Raw genomic sequence first — 18,458 nt, 5'->3', positions numbered from 1 at the left:
TCCCTCACTGCGTTCGGGATGACAACTTTGCCGGAATTGGCGCCGTGCATCCAATTGCTGTCATCCCGAACCAAGCGAGGGACCTTTGAATCACATGCGATGCGCTGGCGCTCGAAAGCAGGGAACTCCAGCCTTCCAATTGCGTTCCGTGTGAACTCCGGTTTCTCTTTGGCGCATGGCGGCGCACGAGCATGACCAGTTATTGCGGCGCCCCTCCTCACCCCTACGACTGGCTCGAGCGCTGGAACCTCGACCCGGTGCTGCTGGTCGCGCTCGCCATCGCGGCGGCGATGGCGCTGCGGTCGCCGCATCCGCGCCTCGCGCTGGCGTCGGTCGGCGTCCTCGCCGTGGTGTTCGTGTCGCCGCTCTGCGCGCTGAGCGTCGCGCTCTTCTCCGCCCGCGCCGTGCACCACGTGCTGCTGGTCGCCGTCGCCGCGCCATTCGCCGCTCTCGCCCTTCCTGCACGCGGATATCGCTATCTCGGAATCGCCTTCGCGATCTCGACCGCGACCCTGTGGGCCTGGCACCTGCCCGCGTTGTACGACCGCGCGCTGGGCAACACGGCGACCTACTGGCTGATGCAGCTCAGCCTGCTGGGCACCGCGATCTGGTTCTGGCGGGAGCTGTTCGCCGCACCGCCGGTGACGGCCTCGATGGTCTCGATCCTCGCGATGGCGCAGATGGGCATGCTGGGTGCGTTGCTCACCTTCGCGCGCGCGCCGCTTTATGCCAGCCATGCCGCGTCCACACTGCCCTGGGGGCTGGAGCAGGTCGCCGACCAACAGCTCGCCGGCCTGGTCATGTGGGTGCCGGGCGTGATCCCCTACGCGCTCGTGACAGCACTGATCGCGCGTCGCATCTGGACGCGGGCCGCCGGCACGGCATGATCGCGGCGCTGAAATTCCTCCACATCGCTGCCCTGTCGATCTGGTGTGCCGGCCTCGTCGGTCTGCCGCTTCTGCTCGCGCGCCACGATCCGTCTGACGACCAGCACCGCTACTCGCGACGCCGGATAGCGACCCATGTGGCCTATGTCGGCGTCGTGACACCGGCGGCCGTGATCGCGATCGGGCTCGGCACGGCACTGATCTTCCTGCGCGACGTCTTCGTACCCTGGATGTTCGTGAAGGTGGCACTGGTCGGCCTGCTTGTGCTCGCGCATGCCTGGCTGGGCCACCTCACCCTTCAGGTCGGCGAACGTCAGGGCGCCTACGCGGTGCCGCACCCGGCGCCGCTTCTCCTGATCTCCGGCCTCACGATGCTGGTGATCCTGATCCTGGTGCTGGGCAAGCCGTTCGTCGACGACCGCATCGTGCCAGCCTGGATGCTGGCGCCGCAGGGTCAGCGCTTACCGGTAGACGAGGTTCCGAGATGGTAGTCGAATACCAGCTTGCCGCCGTGCCACCCGGTGATGGCGGTGAAGCCCGCCGCCAACAGCGAGAGCATCGCGCCCCATGGCAGCACCGCCTGCTCGTAGCCCGTGAGACGGTAGCCCCAGTTGGCACCGAGGATGGAGAGCAGCATCACGGCGAGCACGAAGTGCGTCCAGCTGGCGGAGCGGGCACGGATGCCCGGCACCAGCAGCAGCTCGACGGTGCCGGCGAAACCGGCGGCCACGCCCAGCAGGAACGCCATGCCGCTGGCCCACAGGGCGGCCCGTGCCCAGAAGACGTCGCCCGTCCACCAGAAGAAGCCGTCGGCGCCCAGGGTGCACATGGTGAGCGCGATGGGAAAGGCGACCAGCATGGCGTGAATAGGATGGCCGGCGACGGCAATGCGCGATTCGGTGCGATGGAAGTGGGACTGCGCCTCGATCGGATCGACCCGCCCCTCGGCCTCTTCGGTCGGGGAACCTTCGGAAACAACAGCCATCGGCCCCTCCTCCATCCGCTGAGTGCAGCGCTGGTAACGATGGTCGTCGGTGGATGTTCCGGACCGCTGTCGACGCTCGACGCGGCCGGCCCGGCGGCGGCGCGGGTGGCCGCCTTCTGGTGGGCCATGCTGGCCGGCGCGACGGCGCTCACTCTGCTGGTCTTCGTGCTGCTGTTGCTGGCGTTCGTGCGCCGCGGACGTGAGGGCCCTGCCAGCCCGACCCTGTGGATCGGTGGGCTTGGTGTTGCCATGCCCATCATCGTGCTGCTGGCGCTGGTGGGCTACGCGCTGATACTGGGCGAACGCATCATCGCGCCCGGCCTCTCGGGCACCGTCGTCATCGATGCGACGGGCCGGCAATGGTCCTGGGAGTTCAGCCATCGCGTCGGCACCGAGACGCAGGTGACGGAGAACGAGCTGCACATGCCCGCCGGCCAGCCGGTGGTGCTGCGTATCGCCGCGGTCGACGTGATCCACAGCTTCTGGGTGCCCCGACTGGCAGGAAAGATGGACGCCATCCCCGGCCATGTGAACGTGCTTCGCCTGCAGGCCGTGGAGCCGGGCGTGTACGAAGGCCAGTGCGCGGAGTTCTGCGGCAGCGGCCATTCCGGCCACCTGTTCCGCGTGATAGTCCACGACGAAGCGGGTTGGGCCGCCTTCCAGCGCGGAGAGGACCGATGAACGCGTTGCGACGCCATCGTGTGCTCAACGCCATCTGGGGTGCGCCGACGGGTTGGCGCGGCACAGTGGTCTCTGTCAACCACTCCGACATCGGCAAGCGTTTCGTGATCGCCGCCTTCGTCTTCTTCGCCATCGGCGGTGTGCTGGCGATGATGATCCGCGCCCAGCTGGCGACGCCCGGCAGCGCCTTCGTCGGTCCCGACATCTACAACCAGCTGTTCACGATGCACGGCAGCATCATGATGTTCCTGTTCGCCATCCCGATGTTCGAAGGGCTGGCGCTCTACATGCTGCCGAAGATGCTGGGCAGCCGCGACATGGCCTTCCCCCGCCTCTCCGCCTATGGCTGGTGGTGCTACCTGTTCGGCGGAACGATCCTGATCGCCTCGATGGTGTTTGGCGTGGCGCCCGATGGTGGCTGGTTCATGTACACGCCGCTGTCCTCGAAGGCCTATACGCCGGGGATCAACGCCGACGTCTGGCTGCTGGGCATCACCTTCGTCGAGATTTCGGCGATCTCTGCCGCCATCGAGATCGCCGTCTCGGTTCTGAAGCTGCGCGCGCCGGGCATGCGGCTGGACCGCATGCCACTCTTCGCCTGGTATCTGCTGATCACCGCGCTGATGATGATCGTGGCCTTTCCGCCGCTGATCCTGGGCTCGATCCTGCTGGAAGTGGAGCGCGCGTTCGACTGGCCGTTCTTCGATCCGACGCGCGGCGGCAGTCCGCTGCTGTGGCAGCACCTGTTCTGGCTGTTCGGCCATCCCGAGGTCTACATCATCTTCCTGCCGGCGGCCGGCGTGATTTCCACCGTCCTGCCCGTGCTCGCCCGCACCCGCATCCTGGGCTACGGCTGGATCGTGGCCGCGTTGCTCTCTCTCGCCTTCCTCAGCTTCGGCCTGTGGGTGCATCACATGTTCACCACCGGCATCCCGCACATGGCGCTGGGATTCTTCTCGGCCGCCTCGGCGCTGGTGGCGCTGCCCACGGCGGTACAGGTCTTCGCCTGGATCGGCACGCTGTGGAACGGCCGGCCCGAGCTGAAGCTGCCGATGCTCTACCTGCTGGGCTTCTTCGTGATCTTCGTGATCGGCGGCATGACCGGCGTGATGCTGGCGATGGTGCCCTTCGACCTGCAGGCGCACGACACGCACTTCGTGGTGGCGCATCTGCACTATGTGCTGATCGGCGGCTTCATCTTCCCGATGCTCGCCGGCGCCTACTACTGGCTGCCGCATTTCACCGGCCGGACCCGCGACGACCTGCTGGGCAAGGCCTCGTTCTGGCTGATTTTTATCGGCTTCAACGTGACCTTCTTCATGATGCACCTGACGGGCCTGCTCGGCATGCGGCGGCGCGTCCACACCTACCCCGAAGAGGCGGGATGGACGCTGCTGAACCTGGTCTCGTCGGTCGGCAGTTTCGTCATGGCCTTCGGCTTTGCGCTGTTCGCCATCGACGTCGCATTGCACCTCTACTACGCGCGCCGCCGGCGCCGCAATCCGTGGACCGCCGGCACACTCGAATGGGCCATGCCGATCCCGACGCCCGCCTACAACATCGCAAGCCTTCCGACCGTCACCGATCGCGAGCCCATGACTCAGTCTCCTGCGCTCGCCACCGCATTGGCGCGCGGCGAAGGCTATCTCGGCGAGCCGCGCGATGGCTGGCGTGAGACGATGGCGGTGGAGACCACGACGGGCGCGATCGACCACATCGTCGTCCTGCCCGGCAACACGCGCCTGCCGATCGTCACGGCCGCGGTGACGGGGTGCTTCTTCCTCTGCCTGCTCGCCGGCCACTATTGGCTGTCGCTCCTGCCCGTGGCCGGCGTCGTGGCGCTCGGCCTGCGCTGGGCCTGGGTCCTCGACTGGCGCCAGGATCTCGGACCGCTGCCGATCGGCCGCGGCGAGGTGGCGCCGATCCATCGCGAGGCCGGCGGCGCGCCCGGCTGGTGGGGCAGCGCCTTCCTCCTGGTCGCCGATGGCACCGCTCTGGCCTCTTTGCTGTTCGGCTATGCCTTTCTCTGGGTCATCGCGCCGAACTGGCCGCCGCCCGAGCGGATCGAGGGTGGTCTCGCGGCGGCCCTCGTGGCCGCCGCAGCGGGACTGGCCGGCTGCCTGTTCACGCGTCGCTGCCTGGCCGATGGAGCCAACGGCCTGTCGGCGCCGGCCAGTCGCATGGCGCTCTCTGCTACCGCGGCGCAGCTCGTTACCATCCTCGCGCTCGTGACGCTCGGCATCACGGCGTTGCCCGCGCCGCAGGAGCACGCCTACGCCGCCGGCAGCTGGGCGCTGCTGGCCTACGCACTGCTGCACGCCGCCATCGCCCTGCTCTGCGCAGGCTTCGGCCGTATCCGCATCACCGCAGGCCACGTCTCGCCGCGTCGCACGCTGGACCTCCGCGTGGCGCGCCTGTTCGGCGACTACTCGGCGGCGACGCTCGCGATCGTGCTTGTCTGTCTCTTGGCGCCTGCGGTGGCGGCGTGAGTCTGCTCGCGCGAATCAGCGCCGGGCTCCTTCTCTGGGCCTTCGGCTTCTCGCTCCTCTACGCGATGCAAGGCACGGGCTGTGCCTATGGCTGGGCGGATGTTGCCCTCTTTGGCACCACGCTGCTGCGCGGAATCTTGGTCGCGACCTGGCTGGTGCTCGTCGCCGCGTGCCTCGCGCTGCTGCGGCTCGTGCGTTCGGCCTCGTCGGACTTCGAGAACCGGGTAACACTTGCAACGACGCTCGCAGGCGCCGGCGCCATGCTGGTGACCGGCTCGCCAGTCGCGCTCACCTCGGCGTGCGCTTGATCAACATCACCTCCCCGTCACACCGGAGGTGAAGAAGCAACCTCAATCCTCGTCCGGATCGCCCTCGGTCTCCCGTAGCGAGATCGCATCGGCGAAGCGCTTCGCGACGGCATGCAGGCCTGCCTCTTCGGCGGCGCGCAGGCCCTCGCGGTTGGCATCGAGCCGGGCGAAATCTTCCGGCGGCGCGGCAGCCAGCGCCCGCTCAAGCAGGTCGATGGCTTCGCCGTATTTCTTCTGGCCGCGCAAGGCGGCGGCGACCTTGGTCGCGTCCAGCAGACTGCTCATGAACTCCAACTTCCTCCCGATGGGCGAGGCGATCAACGGCCCCGGTGCGGGGAAGTTGCACCCGATCGCCAGCCCAGGGCCAGGGCCGCCAGCGCAGCCAGCGCGGCGCTGACGAGCAGGAGGATATCCATGCCGGCCACTGGCCAGAGACGCGCGTGTCCGAGGCTCCGCACGAGATGATCGCCGGTGGTGATCCAGTTGAGCAGCACCGCGACCAGAGCGAGGGCCGCGATCGCCCCGCATTGTTCGATCCACGCACGCCGCGGCCGCAGCGCGGCATGGGCGAAGCTCGCCAGCCATGCGAGATAGAACGCCCACATCTCCAGTGACGCACGATCCTCGCCGAGGAAGACCGTACCGAGCGGCAGCAGCCGGTTGGCGACGAAGAACGAAAGCGTGGCGATGACGATGCCGCTCGCCGAGCCGATGGTCAGCGCCTCCACGAGGCGCACGCCGCGCGGGCCCAGGCGGTCGTCCTTCTTCCTCCGCGACTCCAGCCAGAAGAGATAGCCGGTCGCGATCAGCGCACAGCCCGCGAGGCCCAGGACGAAATAGACCCAGCGCAGGGTCCAGTGGCGGAACTGGATGAGATGCAGCCCGGCGATGAAGCGTTGCGCCGACAGGACCGGCTGCGGCGCGATGCGACGGTGTAGTAGCGCGCCGGTGCTCGTGTCGAAATAGGCAATGTCGGAACGGCCCGCGACGCGGTCCTCGCCGTGGCGGGCCACCTGCACCACCGCGGCGGCATCGCCGGGATGGCGGACGAACAGGTATCGCGGCGTCTCGCCGTCCCACAGCTGCCGCGCGTCGCCCATCATGGCATCGAGCGACGCGAGCGCGCCGGGCCGACCGAGCCTCGGTCTGTCATAGTTTCCGTAGGCTTCGCGCGCGAAGGCGCGCGCCTCGTCGCCATAGGCGAACTGGATCGTGCCGGGAAAATACACGCCATAGAAGATGATCACGCCCGACAGGGTGATCATGAAATGAAACGGCAGGCCCAGCACGCCGGTCACGTTGTGCAGGTCGAGCACCAGGCGGCGCGGCTGTTTGTCGGCCCGGAAGGTGAAGAAGTCGGCGAAGATCTTGCGGTGGATCACCACGCCCGAAACGCAGAGCAGCAGCATCGCCATGCCCGCCATGCCGACGATCCAGTAGCCCAGCCGGACATGCAGCATGTAGTGAAAGGGATAGAGGAAGCCCGTGCCCGCCCATGTGCCGGGATCGGGCAGCGCGGCGCCGGTCGCAGGATCGAACAGCCGCACGAGCTGGCGCGTCCCCTCGCGCCACGTGACCTGGAGCACCGGAGCCCGTTCCGTCGGAAGCTGCGCGAACCACGAGGTTGCCTTGGCGGCCGCCGCCGCCTCATAGGAAACACGCAGCGCGTCGACGACTGCGACCTCATCGGTCGGCGCGAGCCGCGTCATCGGCGCCATCCAGCGATCGATCTCGCGATCGAACACCGACAACGTCCCCATCCAGAAGATGGCGAACAGCAGCCCGCCCAGCACCACACCGGCCCAGGTATGAAGCCAGTCCATCGAGGCGCGAAAACCCGTGCCCATGTCGACAGCGTGCAGCCAGCCCTAGAAGTCCGCCGTCAGGGCGAGGCGGAAGGTGCGCGGCGTGCCGACATTGAGACGCGTGTTGAACGACACCATCGACCAGTAATTGGTATCGAGAAGGTTCTCGACGTTGAAGCGGATCGCCACCGGCTTGCCCGTGGGACTCTTGGCGTCGGCGATCACATAGCGCGCGCCGACGTCGAAGCGCACCCAGTCGGGAATGCTCTGCCGCGGATTGGTCAGACCGACATATTGGGTACCGGTGTAGATCACCCTTCCGTCGAGCGTCAGGCCGCGCACGAACGGCGTGTCCCATTCGCCGGCCAGGTTCACCTGCACGTTGGGCGCGCCGGCGGCCTGCCAGCCGTCGTTCACTCCGCCCGCCGTACTGACCAGGATCGCCTCCTGGAACATCGCGCCACCCAGCAGCCGCACGCCCTCGGTCGGCGTTCCGAACACATTGAGTTCGATACCGCGGTTGCGCTGCAGGCCGTTTTCCGTGAGCGTATTGGTCGCGGCATTGGCGATGGAGCTGGGCTGGCTGATCTGGAAGGCGCTGAGCGTCGTGGTGAACTTGCCCCAGTCGATCTTGGTGCCGACCTCGAACTGCGTCGACAGGAAAGGCGAGAACACCTCGCCGGCATTGGCGAAAGTCGGCCCGACAACCGTGCCGGGCTGCAGACCCTGGATGAAGTTGCCATAGAACGAGACCTCCTTCCACGGGCGCACGACCAGCGCCACCGAGGGGGTGATCGCATCCTGCAGGTAAGCCGAGGTGAGCACGCCGTTCGTGAGGTTGAAGTTCTCGCCCATGATCTGCTGGTAGCGCGCGCCGACCGTGAGCTGCACGCGCTTCTCGGCGAAGGACAGCGTGTCGGCGATGGCAAAGCTGTTGAGCTGCAGCGTGCTCGACTTGCGCGGCGACTGGGTGGTGATGTTGGGCTGCGCGATGACGTTCGGCGTGTAGATGTTCGAGGCATAGGCGGTGCCGATGCCGCGCCCGAAGCCGAACACCTGCTGGTAACGCACCGCACTGATGACGAAGCTGTGTCCGACCGGCCCGGTTTCGGCCTCTCCGCGCAGGCCGATCTCGCTCGTCCACTTCGTTTCGTAGGAGGTATTCGAGTAGGGAGTCTGCGTGCTGGCCCCGCTCCAGCTCGAAACAATGGGATCGCCCGACCACAGCGAGTTCCAGCGATTGTCGTGCGCGCCGATCGCGCCATAGAGGGTGACGCCCGGCCAGACATCGACCTCTGCCCGCAGCGCGCCGAACAGGTCCTGCGAATAGGTTTTGGTCCAGGGCAGGATGAAGTTGCTGTTAAGGTCCGGTACGCCCGGCACCGGCGCGCCGGCTGCCACGCTCACATAGCCAACGCCGCCGCTGATGTACTGGGACTGGTAGCCGCCGTCGAAGGAGACGCGGAAACCGTTGCCGCGATAGTCGAGCCCGATCGTGCCCAGTCCCAGCTCCTCGGCATTCCACATCACGGGCGTCTGGCCGGCGCGATAGGCGCCGTTCAGGCGCACGCCCAGTTCCTTGTCGGGGCCGAAGCGGCGGCCGACATCGACGGCGCCGCCGAACTGCGCGGCCGAACTGTAGGCGGCGGTCACGCGGTTCATCGGCTCGTCGTGCGCGCGCTTCGGCACGACGTTGATCGTGCCGCCGATCGCGCCGGTGGGCGGCATGCCGTTCAGCATCGCGCTCGGCCCTTTCAGCACCTCGATTCGTTCGGCCAGTTCGACGCCGATCGAATAGGAAGGCAGCAGGCCGTAGAGCCCGCCATAGGCGATGTCGGTGCCCTCGACCGTGAAGCCGCGGATCATCATGTTCTGCGCGCCGTTGTTGCCGGTCGGCCGCACGATGCGGACCGACGGATCGTCGATCAGTACGTCGCGAATGGTCTGTGCCTGCTGGTCCTGTGCCTTCTGCGCGGTGTAGCTCGTCTGGTTGAACGGCGTTTCCATGACGTCGCGATTGCCCAGCAGTCCGAGCTGGCCGCCCGTCGCCACCTGCCCGCCGGCATAGGCCGGCGGGATGTTGTCGATCATCGCCTGCGACGGCACCGCGAAGATGCCCTGCACCTGCACGGGATCGAGTTGGAGCGTCGAGGGATCGAGCGGTGCCTGGCCGACGCGCTGGAGCGCGATGGTCGTGCCACCGAGCAGGCTGTAGGTGAGTCCGGTACCCGCGAGCAGGCGCTGCAGTGCCTCGTCGACGCTCATCGCCCCCTGCACCCCCTCGGTCGAGAGGCCGCGCACGAGCGCGGCATCGGCGGAAATCTGGCGGCCGGACTGCTGGCCGAACAGCGGCAGGGCGCTCACCAACGGCTGCGGTCCGATGTTGAAGGCACGCTGTGCCGGCGCCTGGACGGTCTGAACCTCGGACGACTGAGCGAAGGTCGGTGCCGTCCCCGTCGCCAGTGCCATCGTGATCGCAGACGTGCCCAGCACCGCCGTGACGCTCAGAGAACCCAAACGCTTGTCCATCGCCGCAACATCTCCCCGCAGAGCAGGAACATCGGACGCTGCCCACCCTCGTGGAGGACAGCGCATTCGCTCCTTCACTAGGGCAACGAGCGGCTCGCCGACTTTTCTAAGAAAATCGTTCGAGCGCGTGATCGGACATCACGAGGCGGAGACGACCAGTAGCCACGGCGTCAGGCGGCGCACCTTGGCGCCATGCACGCGCGCCATGCCGCGCAGCGCATCCTCGGGGTCGGCGAGATTGTAGGCGCCGGTGATGCGGCGATCGGCCAGCCGGCCATCGGTCAGCACGATCGTGCCACCGAAGTAGCGACGCAGCTGATCGATCGCATCGCCCAGTCGAGTCTCCTGCGCGTAGAGCTGGCCCTGCCGCCAGGCCGCCACGAGTTCGGGCTGCTCGCTGCCCCGAGTCGAGAGGCCGTCGCTCGCGACCCGCACGAACTGACCGGCGACGAGCCTCGCCGCATTCTCGATGGGCGCACCGGCCGTAGCGACGGCGACGATCCCCTCCTCGACCGACACGGCGACATCGTCACTGCCGAGGCGGACGTCGAAACGCGTGCCCAGCACGGTTGTCTCGACGTCCCGCGCCCTCACCCGGAAGGGCCGCGCGGGATCGGGCCGCACCTGGAAGAAGGCCTCCCCCGAGAGAAGCTCGACACGACGTCCCGGCTGGTCGTCGGCGATGGTCACGGCGATGGCGCTGGCCGGCGCCAGAATCACGCGGCTGCCGTCGGGCAAGTCGACCTGGCGCAGCTCGGCCGTGCCAGTCACGTGGTCGGCGCGCATCTGCAGGAGCATCGCAGGCCCCGTCCACAAAGCGAGACAGGCGGCGGCCGCGAGAGCCAGCGCGGGCATCGCCCAGCGGCGAGCGGAGGTCCTTGGGCTCATTGGCGAGACCTGCGCACCGGCTGCCGGCGTCTTCGTGACGGCACCGGCCTCCCGTACGGCGGGCAGCAGGGCCGCCATGTCGGAAAAGCTCTGCGTCGAGGCCCAGGCCGATACGTTTTCCGGACGGGCCTTGAGCCATTCGTCGAATCGCTGGCGCAGCTCGGCATCGTCCGGCTCCTCCTGCAGGAGGATCAGCCAGTCGGTGGCTTCGTTCGAGGCCCGTTCGACGTCGGCATCCGTCACGCGCTTCATCCCTCCTCATACGGAGACCTACCCCGCATACTGCCAACGCCCGGTATGTCCGGTTTTCTAATGATTAATGCGAAGCGGCGGAATTATTTCCAGCGCAGCCGCTTCTTGCAGTGCGCAATGGCATCCGATACCAGCTTGTGCGCCAGCGGCAGGGAGATCCCGAGGCGCTCGGCGATCTCGCGGAGCTTGCAGCCCTCCAGCCGGTGCATCTCGAAGGCGCGTCGCGTGCGCTCCGGCAGTTCACCCAGCGCCAGCTCGAGCAGGCGAAGCTCGTCGCGGTAGAGCGTCAGCATCTCCGGCGTGGACGCAACGCCGGCCGCCGTCACTGCCTCGGCGACGCCGTTTGCCAAGGCCTCGGTCTCGCGCGCGCTGCGGCGGCGGCCGTCGAGCGCCAGATTGCGGACGATGCGATAGAGATAGCCCAAGGGTTCGTCGAGAAATCGCTGGCGCGCCACCTCGTCGAAGCGCAGCCAGGCTTCCTGCACCAGCTCTTCGGCCTGAGTGCGCGAGCCCACGATACCGGTCGCATAATCGACCAGCGAGCCTCGATGCTCGACATACAATGTGGTGGTCTCGGACGGCACGCTCCGACAATATTAGAAATGCGAATGCCTCGCAATTACAAACAATGAAGGCGCGTTTGCCGCAGCCCTTGCCTCAGGCGCGCCCGCGGGCCGGCATCGAATGGACGCAATGGCCGCGCCATCTAAGACCCGTCAAATTCATAAGGTGATCATGTCCTTCAGGCGCATGTTCTGCGCTCTATCGTTGTGGCGCGCAGCAAGCCACGCAAGGCGTCATGCCGGTCGTCAAGCCTCGCGTGCCGAAGCTGCCGCTCTGCTGACCTGCTTCAGGGCAAGGGCTGAAGCTTGAACAGGCAGGCATAGTCTCGATTGTAGACCTGCAGGTCGCGGCCTCTGGCATTTCCGGTGAGGTCGACCGTGAAGGTTCTCTGGCCAACGGGGATCGAGATGGTCCGGGCAATGGAACCATCGGCCGAGACCGGCACCATGAACGTATCCCCCTCGCCAGCCTTGACCGATAGAGCGCTGCCGTTGTCGGCGAAGGCGAAGAAGAGCTTCGAGACGTCCGCTTGGCGGCAGAGCAACGGGGAGTGTGATTCGAGGACCGGCTTCGCCCGCCAGGAGTCGGCGACGGCGGCGGTCGAAGTCGAAGTGATGACACCTGCAATCACAGCCACCAAAGAAAAACGCACACCAACCTCCCGAACCTGATGGATACTTCCGTCAACTGCTCGAAGGGCCCTGAGTTGCATGAAATGCGCTGGAACCTGGATCGCCCGGAAGCGTAACTGCAAGCGGCGGAGGTCGCGGGGACCGTTCGGATTGGACGGACGTGCGCGCTTAGAATAGTCCTCTGCCACGCGTACAGATAAAGAGTAACCCGATGTTGTTATCCCGCGCCGACGTGATCGAAGTCCTGCGACTGGCACGCGACGGCAAGCTCGTCGAAGCGATGCGCGCGCTGACGGAAGCTCCGTCAGGGTCGTCGCCCGCGGTTCTCCGCCGCGAGCCGCCCTCGTCGTTTGACTATCACATCGTGGCGAGTGCTGCCGGGGAGCGCCGCTTCAAGCTCTACAAGCCCGCCGGACATGACGGGCGGCCCCTGCCGCTGATCGTGATGCTTCACGGCTGCAGCCAGTCGCCCGACGATTTCGCGGCCGGCACACGTATGAACGAACTCGCCGACGAGCGGCGGTTCCTGGTTGCCTATCCCGAGCAGCCCCAATCGGCGAACCCCAACAAATGCTGGAACTGGTTCAAGGTGGGCGACCAGATTCGCGACTTGGGCGAGCCGCACCTGATCGCCGAGATCACGCGCCAGATCCTGCTCGAGCATGCGGTCGACGAAGACCGGGTCTATGTCGCGGGCCTGTCCGCCGGCGGCGCGGCGGCGGCCATTATGGGCGCCACTTATCCCGATCTCTACGCCGCAGTCGGCATTCATTCCGGCCTCGCCTGCGGCGCCGCGCGGGACATGCATGCCGCCTTTTCGGCGATGCGTCAGGGCGCTCCCGCGGCCCGCCTTCCCGTGCGGATTGGCCCCGTCGTTCCGACCATCGTCTTCCACGGCGATCGCGACACGACGGTCAATCCGGTCAATGGCGACCAGGCGAGCGAACAGGCGTCCGGCGGACCGGGCGTGCGCACGCGCCTGTCACATGGGGCGACCGCGACCGGAATCGCCTTCACGCGCACGATCCGCTTCGATGCGCAGGAGCGCGCCATCGGCGAACAATGGGTGCTGGAGGGTTTGGGGCACGCCTGGTCGGGCGGCAGCGCGCTCGGCACCTTCACCGATCCGCGCGGCCCCGACGCCAGCCGCGAGTTCGTGCGCTTTTTTTTCGAGCACCGCCTGTCCAGCCGCAACCCGGAGCTGGTCAGCCGCGGGCTTCCTGCCAGTGCGGGTAAGTGACGTACGCCGTCAACGCACCCTCCTCATGGGAGAGGATGGTCACCGCCTCGCCCTTAGGCATGTAGATGAACTCCCCAGCGCCGCCCGTCACGGTGCCGTCGCGGCTGGTGACCGAGATCCGGCCCTCGAGGATCAGCATGACGTCGTCGACCGCCATGGTCTCGTCGAGGCGCTGGTTGGGACCGTAGCGGCCGTAGCCAATCGTGATCGAGCCGCCATGGCGCTGGTCGATCACGTTGCCGACGAAGATGTCGCCCTCCTGCCCCGGCGATCGTTCGAGGGACGCATCCTTCAGTCCGAACTTTCGAACAGCCATGAAGCGTCTCCTTCGATGCTAGCGGCGCCGGTCGCCTTTGTCGCCCTGGCCGCGTTTGGCGACCGTCTTGGCCTTCCGCCGACGGTCCGCCGTCAGCGAACGCCCCACATCCTCGACTTCCTTGAAGGAGGTCCCGCGAGCATTGCGGCGCACGAATAGCTTATTGGTGCCGGTGTCGATCAGCTCGCGCGGGGCCGCACTCTTGCGTGCGGACTTCTTCGTCGCGACTTTCTTCTTAGCGACCTTTTTCTTGGCGACTTTCCTCTTCGCGATCTTTTTCTTCACCGCCTTCTTCGCGACCTTCTTCCTCGCAGCCATCGTATGCTCCTCAATGGACGTGCGGCGTTGAACGTTTCCGGACTGTGAAAAGTTGCAGTCGGCGCGTCCCGTCGGCATTGCATTCAAGACCAGGGCGTGGTCTACGCACGCTCTCACTCGCATGGACCCGGTGAAACCCCGGGTGGCTATTCCGGCCGCCGATCCGCCGGGCAACTCTCACATTGAACGCCCACATGCCGTCTTCGCCCGCAGGCGAGGAATCTCCGTGGCTTCATGTGTATGTGCAGCGATCTCCAATGTTCAGCAGTTTCAAGTCCGAATGGTTCGGAAACCTCGGCCAGGCGCGCCGCGATTTCCTCGCAGGCCTCGTCGTCGCGCTCGCCCTCATTCCCGAAGCCATCGGCTTCTCGATCATCGCCGGCGTCGATCCGCGGGTTGGCCTGTGGGCTTCGGTGGCGATCGCCATCGTCATCTCGCTGCTCGGCGGCCGGCCGGGCATGATCTCGGCGGCCACCGCCGCGGTTGCCGTCGTCGTCACGCCGCTGGTGCGCGATCATGGTGTCGACTACCTGTTCGCCGCCACCATCCTGATGGGCGTGATCCAGATCGCGGCGGGCTTCCTGCGCCTCGACCTCCTCATGCAGTTCGTCTCGCGTTCGGTGATCACCGGCTTCGTCAATGCGCTCGCCATCCTGATCTTCATGGCGCAGATCCCGCAACTCACGGGCGTGTCGTGGCACACCTATGCTATGATCGCCGCGGGCCTCGCGATCATCTACCTGCTGCCCCGCCTCACCACCGCCGTTCCGTCGCCGCTGGTGGCCATCGTCGTGCTGGCGGCGCTCAGCATCGGCCTCGATCTGCCGGTCCATACGGTCGGTGACATGGGCAAGCTCCCCGAGGCGCTGCCGAGCCTCGCCCTGCCGCAGGTACCGCTCACCTGGGAGACGCTGCGGATCATCCTGCCTTTCTCGCTCACCATGGCGGCGGTTGGCCTGCTCGAATCGATGCTGACGGCGCAGATCGTCGACGACATGACGGATACGGACAGCGACAAGCGCCGCGAGTGCCTGGGCCAGGGCGGCGCCAACATCGCGGCCGCCCTCGTGGGCGGCATGGGCGGCTGCGCGATGATTGGGCAATCGGTGATCAACGTGACCTCGGGCGGGCGCACGCGGCTCTCGACATTCGTCGCGGGCGCCGCACTCCTGTTCCTGCTGGCGGTGCTGGGCCCGCTGGTCGGGCGCATCCCGATGCCAGCGCTGGTCGCCGTCATGATCATGGTGTCGATCGGCACCTTCAGCTGGAACTCGATCCCCAACCTGCGCCGCCATCCGCCGACCTCCAGCGTCGTGATGATCGTAACGGTCTGTGTCGTCGTCTTCACACACGACCTGGCGCAGGGCGTACTGGCGGGCGTGCTGCTGTCCGGCATCTTCTTCGCCGGCAAGGTCCGCCGCATGTTCGCGGTCGAACGCAGCGAAAGCGACGGCACGATCACCTATCGCATCAGCGGCGAAATTTTCTTCGCCTCGGTCGACCGCTTCACCCGCGCCTTCCTGCCCGAGCGGGGAAAAACTGTGACCATCGATGTCTCCGGGGCACATTTCTGGGACATCTCCGGCGTCGGCGCGCTCGACAAGATCGTCGCCCGACTGCGCCGCGACGGATCGGAGGTGAAGGTCATCGGCTACAACGAGGCCAGTGCCGACCTCGTCGACCGTTTCGCACTTCACGACAAGACCGGCGTCGAGCTGGGAGTCGTGCCGCACTGACTGCAGCTTCGCGAAAGAAGAAACCTGCGCGCCTCGGAGCGAGAAGCGCGATGAAAGTCACTGGTCTGACGATATTGCAGTCGAAGCACAATATTAGGAGGTGGCGTCAGAACTGTCAGTAGCAGCAGAGAGGTTTTGGCAACGCAGCAAGCGCAAAGGGCGTGATAAGCTATCGCACCGCTGGTGCAATCTATAACATCAAAGTGGATCGCGCCTGCGGCGATGGCGCCGCCTGTATCGCCACGCCGCTATGACGTAACCTGTGCCCCTTACGTCAGGAGGTGCAATGTCGGGCAGTCACCAGCACGACCATGACCACGAGCATGGATCCGAGCTTTCGGAAATGCAGCTTCGGGTCCGCGCTCTCGAAACCATTCTGACCGAGAAGGGCTATGTCGATCCGGCGGCGCTCGATTCGATCATCGAGACCTATGAAACGAAGATCGGGCCGCATATCGGTGCGCGGGTGGTGGCGCGGGCCTGGATCGATACCGACTTCAGGACGGCGCTGATCGCCGACGCCAGCAAGGCAATCGCTCGGCTCGGTCTCGAGCAGAAGGTTGGCGACCATCTGATCGCGGTGGCGAACACACTCACCACCCACAACATGATCGTCTGCACCCTTTGCTCCTGTTACCCGTGGGACCTGCTGGGCCTCCCGCCAGCTTGGTACAAGTCGGCGCCCTATCGCGCCCGCACGGTCAAGGAGCCGCGCAAGGTGCTGGCCGATTTCGGTGTGACCCTGCCCGAGGACACCAAGGTGCGGGTGTGGGATTCGACGGCCGAGACGCGTTTCATCGTGCTGCCGATGCGGCCCGCCGGGACCGAGGGCTGGTCCGAGGAGAAACTCGCCTCCCTCGTCACCCGCGATTCGATGATCGGCACCGGATTCCCGAAGGCCGCGAACGAGGTCGCGCCATGAACGGCGTGCACGACATGGGCGGCATGGACGGGTTCGGCAAGGTCGCGCCCGATCCGCACGAAGTGCCCTTCCACGCCGACTGGCAGGCGCGCTGCTTCGCGCTCAACCGGGTCATGGGCTCGGCCGGCGAATGGAACATCGACATCGGCCGCTATTGGATCGAGACGCTGCCGCCCGCCGTCTATCTTTCCTCTTCCTATTACAGGAAGTGGTTGCTGCGCCTGGAACGTCTGTGCCTCGATCGCGGCCTCGTATCGGAAGCCGAATTGGCAAACGGCCATCCGACTGGACCGGGCCGGCCGCTGAAACGCCAGCCGCTGTCGGGTCCCGAGGCCGGCGCTGCCGTGAGCCGCCCCAACCACGATCAGCCGCCGCGCGCGCCGGCCCTGTTCGCGGTCGGCCAGAAGGTGCGCGCGCGCAACATCCATCCTCGTTCGCACACGCGCCTGCCGCGTTTCACGCGCGGTCACCTCGGCACGATCGAGCGCATCCAAGGCTGTCACACCTATCCCGACGCCATGGTCGAAAAGAATATCAAACAGGGTGAATGGCTCTACACGGTGGTGTTCGAAGGGCTGGAACTATGGGGACCCGATGCCGAGGTCGGCGCCACCGTTTCCATCGAGGCGTTCGAGCCATACCTGGAGTCGGTGTAATGGCGCAGGATCTCGCTTCAGTCCGCACGTTGCTGGAAACCGTACCCGGCATCCCGTGCCAGGGCGAGGCGCCGATCTTCGCCGAGCCATGGCAAGCCCAAGTCTTCGCCATGGCGCTCAGCCTGCAGCAGCGCGGCGTCTTCACATGGCATGAATGGGCCGAAGAACTCGGTCTCCAGATAAAGTCCGCCCTCGCGGAGGGCGATCCCGACGACGGCTCGACTTATTACTGTCACTGGCTTGCAACGCTCGAACGTCTGGCGGTACGCAAAAGTATCGCCTCGCCGGAAACCCTCGATCGCTACGTTCGCGCCTGGATCCATGCCGCGGATCGCACGCCGCACGGCCAGACGATCGAACTCACGCCGGACGACTTCGGGTGAAGCAAAGGCCTGGTTCATTGCGCAAAGATTAAGCAATCGTTGTTCAAACTAAGCCCACGATCGAAGCCTCTTGATAGGTATCGTCTTCATCAGCGCTCGCGCATGTCACGCCCTTAAGGAGGCCATTTCAAAAAGCCCTTACCAAAATGCAAAAAGATTCCCGACTACACTCGTTCTGCATGGTGCCGCTCGGCATCACTTTTGGCGGGGCTGATGAGCCAAAGTGTGGCACTCATCGATTTTCCAAGGTCAACCTAAGTCTTTAAGTAGTCAGAGTGGCATGAATTGCGCTAGCAGGCTGTTGAAGAAGTCTGGCGATGGGCGATGAAGGGTATGTCGTCGCCATTATCGAGGCAGATCTCGCCTTCAAGGGAGCCATCGGCCTGAAGTTCGGCCCAGCCATGGCCGGAGACTTCTTCACTCTCGTCGTTGCCGTCCCAGTCGAACTCGACGTCGGTGCCGTGGCAGGCGCCGTGGATCGAGCCGGTGAGGCAATCGAAGGCGAACTCGCCGCCCTCTTTGCCGAACAGCATGTAGGCACCCGGCCCGGCCATGTTCCAGCCAGGTGTCTCGACGACACGCCATCGACCCAGCATGCTCATGCCGGTGCCGCCAAGAGCTTGGGAAGTCGAACCAGATTGTAGGCGGCCAGGGCGAGCGTGAAGGTGGCGTCCACCCGTGCTCGTCCTCGCAGCTTGATCTTGGCCAGCCCGGCTGAAGCCTTGATCCAGCCAAACACCTCCTCGATCCGCTTGCGGCAGCGCTGGCTGATGTCGTAGCCGACGTGGCGCGTCACGCGGCGGTCGACGGACGTCTTGCGGGCCTTGCCGGTCTTGCTCGGATGGCCGTCGATAGCAATGTGGGGGC

At 66.0% G+C, this 18,458-nt stretch carries 21 protein-coding genes and 1 other annotated feature; of the genes, 10 read left to right on the top strand and 11 right to left on the bottom strand.

Annotated elements, in window-relative coordinates:
* The first annotated feature begins 191 nt into the window (after positions 1-191).
* Both ACT6UX_RS05610 and ACT6UX_RS05605 read left to right on the top strand, forming a co-directional pair.
* On the top strand, positions 192-887 hold the full coding sequence (locus ACT6UX_RS05610; protein WP_444774156.1) for a cytochrome c oxidase assembly protein: 696 nt from the start codon (positions 192-194) through the stop codon (positions 885-887).
* Positions 884-1,378, top strand: coding sequence for a CopD family protein (locus ACT6UX_RS05605; protein WP_444774155.1), 495 nt, complete (start codon positions 884-886; stop codon positions 1,376-1,378). Before ACT6UX_RS05610 ends, ACT6UX_RS05605 begins: the two co-directional genes overlap by 4 nt.
* Here the strand turns inward: ACT6UX_RS05605 and ACT6UX_RS05600 are convergent.
* Positions 1,342-1,872, bottom strand: coding sequence for a DUF2231 domain-containing protein (locus ACT6UX_RS05600; RefSeq protein ID WP_444774154.1), 531 nt, complete (start codon positions 1,870-1,872; stop codon positions 1,342-1,344). The genes ACT6UX_RS05605 and ACT6UX_RS05600 overlap by 37 nt on opposite strands.
* A 39-nt stretch (positions 1,873-1,911) precedes the next feature.
* On the opposite strand from ACT6UX_RS05600, the gene coxB reads away from it, so the two are divergent.
* The 3 genes from coxB to ACT6UX_RS05585 are packed head-to-tail and all read left to right on the top strand — an operon-like array spanning position 1,912 to position 5,350.
* Entirely contained in the window at positions 1,912-2,553 is a 642-nt protein-coding gene (coxB, locus tag ACT6UX_RS05595; RefSeq protein ID WP_444774153.1) for a cytochrome c oxidase subunit II, read from the top strand.
* The gene (ctaD, locus tag ACT6UX_RS05590) at positions 2,550-5,042 is read left to right on the top strand and encodes a cytochrome c oxidase subunit I (protein WP_444774152.1); all 2,493 of its coding nucleotides are present in this window, start codon (positions 2,550-2,552) and stop codon (positions 5,040-5,042) included. Before coxB ends, ctaD begins: the two co-directional genes overlap by 4 nt.
* Complete coding sequence (locus ACT6UX_RS05585) at positions 5,039-5,350, top strand: hypothetical protein (protein ID WP_444774151.1); 312 nt, start codon at positions 5,039-5,041, stop codon at positions 5,348-5,350. The genes ctaD and ACT6UX_RS05585 overlap by 4 nt, the downstream gene beginning before the upstream one ends.
* A gap of 42 nt (positions 5,351-5,392) precedes the next feature.
* Here ACT6UX_RS05585 and ACT6UX_RS05580 read toward each other — a convergent pair whose 3' ends face one another.
* The 6 genes from ACT6UX_RS05580 to ACT6UX_RS05555 all read right to left on the bottom strand — a co-directional run bounded on the left by ACT6UX_RS05580 (position 5,393) and on the right by ACT6UX_RS05555 (position 12,040).
* A complete protein-coding gene (locus ACT6UX_RS05580) occupies positions 5,393-5,635 on the bottom strand; it encodes a hypothetical protein (protein ID WP_444774150.1) in 243 nt (80 codons plus the stop codon).
* Between the two features lie 32 nt (positions 5,636-5,667).
* Positions 5,668-7,197, bottom strand: a complete 1,530-nt coding sequence (locus ACT6UX_RS05575; protein ID WP_444774149.1) for a PepSY-associated TM helix domain-containing protein — start codon at positions 7,195-7,197, stop codon at positions 5,668-5,670.
* A 21-nt stretch (positions 7,198-7,218) separates the two neighbouring features.
* Positions 7,219-9,684 (bottom strand): TonB-dependent siderophore receptor, encoded by a 2,466-nt coding sequence (locus tag ACT6UX_RS05570; RefSeq protein WP_444774148.1) that lies wholly within the window; start codon positions 9,682-9,684, stop codon positions 7,219-7,221.
* 138 nt (positions 9,685-9,822) lie between these two features.
* Positions 9,823-10,824 (bottom strand): FecR family protein, encoded by a 1,002-nt coding sequence (locus tag ACT6UX_RS05565; RefSeq protein ID WP_444774147.1) that lies wholly within the window; start codon positions 10,822-10,824, stop codon positions 9,823-9,825.
* An 83-nt stretch (positions 10,825-10,907) separates the two neighbouring features.
* Positions 10,908-11,408 (bottom strand): sigma-70 family RNA polymerase sigma factor, encoded by a 501-nt coding sequence (locus ACT6UX_RS05560; protein WP_444774146.1) that lies wholly within the window; start codon positions 11,406-11,408, stop codon positions 10,908-10,910.
* A gap of 266 nt (positions 11,409-11,674) precedes the next feature.
* Positions 11,675-12,040, bottom strand: coding sequence for a hypothetical protein (locus tag ACT6UX_RS05555; RefSeq protein WP_444774145.1), 366 nt, complete (start codon positions 12,038-12,040; stop codon positions 11,675-11,677).
* Positions 12,041-12,231: 191 nt separating this feature from the next.
* On the opposite strand from ACT6UX_RS05555, the gene ACT6UX_RS05550 reads away from it, so the two are divergent.
* Positions 12,232-13,260 carry an extracellular catalytic domain type 1 short-chain-length polyhydroxyalkanoate depolymerase gene (locus ACT6UX_RS05550; protein ID WP_444774144.1) on the top strand — a complete coding sequence of 343 codons (1,029 nt, stop codon included), beginning with the start codon at positions 12,232-12,234 and terminating at the stop codon, positions 13,258-13,260.
* Here ACT6UX_RS05550 and ACT6UX_RS05545 read toward each other — a convergent pair.
* Both ACT6UX_RS05545 and ACT6UX_RS05540 read right to left on the bottom strand, forming a co-directional pair.
* Positions 13,226-13,576: an ethanolamine utilization protein gene (locus ACT6UX_RS05545; RefSeq protein WP_444774143.1), complete on the bottom strand. Its 351-nt coding sequence runs from the start codon at positions 13,574-13,576 to the stop codon at positions 13,226-13,228. The two genes, ACT6UX_RS05550 and ACT6UX_RS05545, sit on opposite strands and share 35 nt — an antisense overlap.
* A gap of 18 nt (positions 13,577-13,594) precedes the next feature.
* Positions 13,595-13,972, bottom strand: a complete 378-nt coding sequence (locus ACT6UX_RS05540; RefSeq protein ID WP_444774425.1) for a hypothetical protein — start codon at positions 13,970-13,972, stop codon at positions 13,595-13,597.
* A gap of 42 nt (positions 13,973-14,014) precedes the next feature.
* Positions 14,015-14,070: a sequence feature (sul1 is cis-regulatory element that is thought to sense ions involved in sulfur or methionine metabolism; They are found in Alphaproteobacteria), on the top strand.
* A gap of 81 nt (positions 14,071-14,151) precedes the next feature.
* Between ACT6UX_RS05540 and ACT6UX_RS05535 the strand changes: the two genes are divergently transcribed.
* The 4 genes from ACT6UX_RS05535 to ACT6UX_RS05520 all read left to right on the top strand — a co-directional run bounded on the left by ACT6UX_RS05535 (position 14,152) and on the right by ACT6UX_RS05520 (position 17,591).
* Positions 14,152-15,630 carry a SulP family inorganic anion transporter gene (locus tag ACT6UX_RS05535; protein WP_444774142.1) on the top strand — a complete coding sequence of 493 codons (1,479 nt, stop codon included), beginning with the start codon at positions 14,152-14,154 and terminating at the stop codon, positions 15,628-15,630.
* A 286-nt stretch (positions 15,631-15,916) separates the two neighbouring features.
* Complete coding sequence (gene nthA / locus ACT6UX_RS05530) at positions 15,917-16,552, top strand: nitrile hydratase subunit alpha (RefSeq protein WP_444774141.1); 636 nt, start codon at positions 15,917-15,919, stop codon at positions 16,550-16,552.
* Positions 16,549-17,208, top strand: coding sequence for a nitrile hydratase subunit beta (gene nthB / locus ACT6UX_RS05525; RefSeq protein WP_444774140.1), 660 nt, complete (start codon positions 16,549-16,551; stop codon positions 17,206-17,208). The genes nthA and nthB overlap by 4 nt, the downstream gene beginning before the upstream one ends.
* On the top strand, positions 17,208-17,591 hold the full coding sequence (locus ACT6UX_RS05520) for a nitrile hydratase accessory protein (RefSeq protein WP_444774139.1): 384 nt from the start codon (positions 17,208-17,210) through the stop codon (positions 17,589-17,591). The genes nthB and ACT6UX_RS05520 overlap by 1 nt, the downstream gene beginning before the upstream one ends.
* A 290-nt stretch (positions 17,592-17,881) precedes the next feature.
* Here the strand turns inward: ACT6UX_RS05520 and ACT6UX_RS05515 are convergent, their stop codons facing one another.
* Together ACT6UX_RS05515 and ACT6UX_RS05510 are read right to left on the bottom strand one after the other, a co-directional pair.
* Entirely contained in the window at positions 17,882-18,193 is a 312-nt protein-coding gene (locus tag ACT6UX_RS05515) for a hypothetical protein (RefSeq protein ID WP_444774138.1), read from the bottom strand.
* The coding region (locus ACT6UX_RS05510; protein WP_444774137.1) for a transposase at positions 18,190-18,458 on the bottom strand (269 nt) is incomplete at its 5' end. The genes ACT6UX_RS05510 and ACT6UX_RS05515, both read right to left, overlap by 4 nt.

The organism is Reyranella sp., assembly GCF_052439685.1.
Lineage (GTDB): Bacteria > Pseudomonadota > Alphaproteobacteria > Reyranellales > Reyranellaceae > Reyranella.
This window is presented reverse-complemented; position numbering and strand designations above follow the sequence as displayed.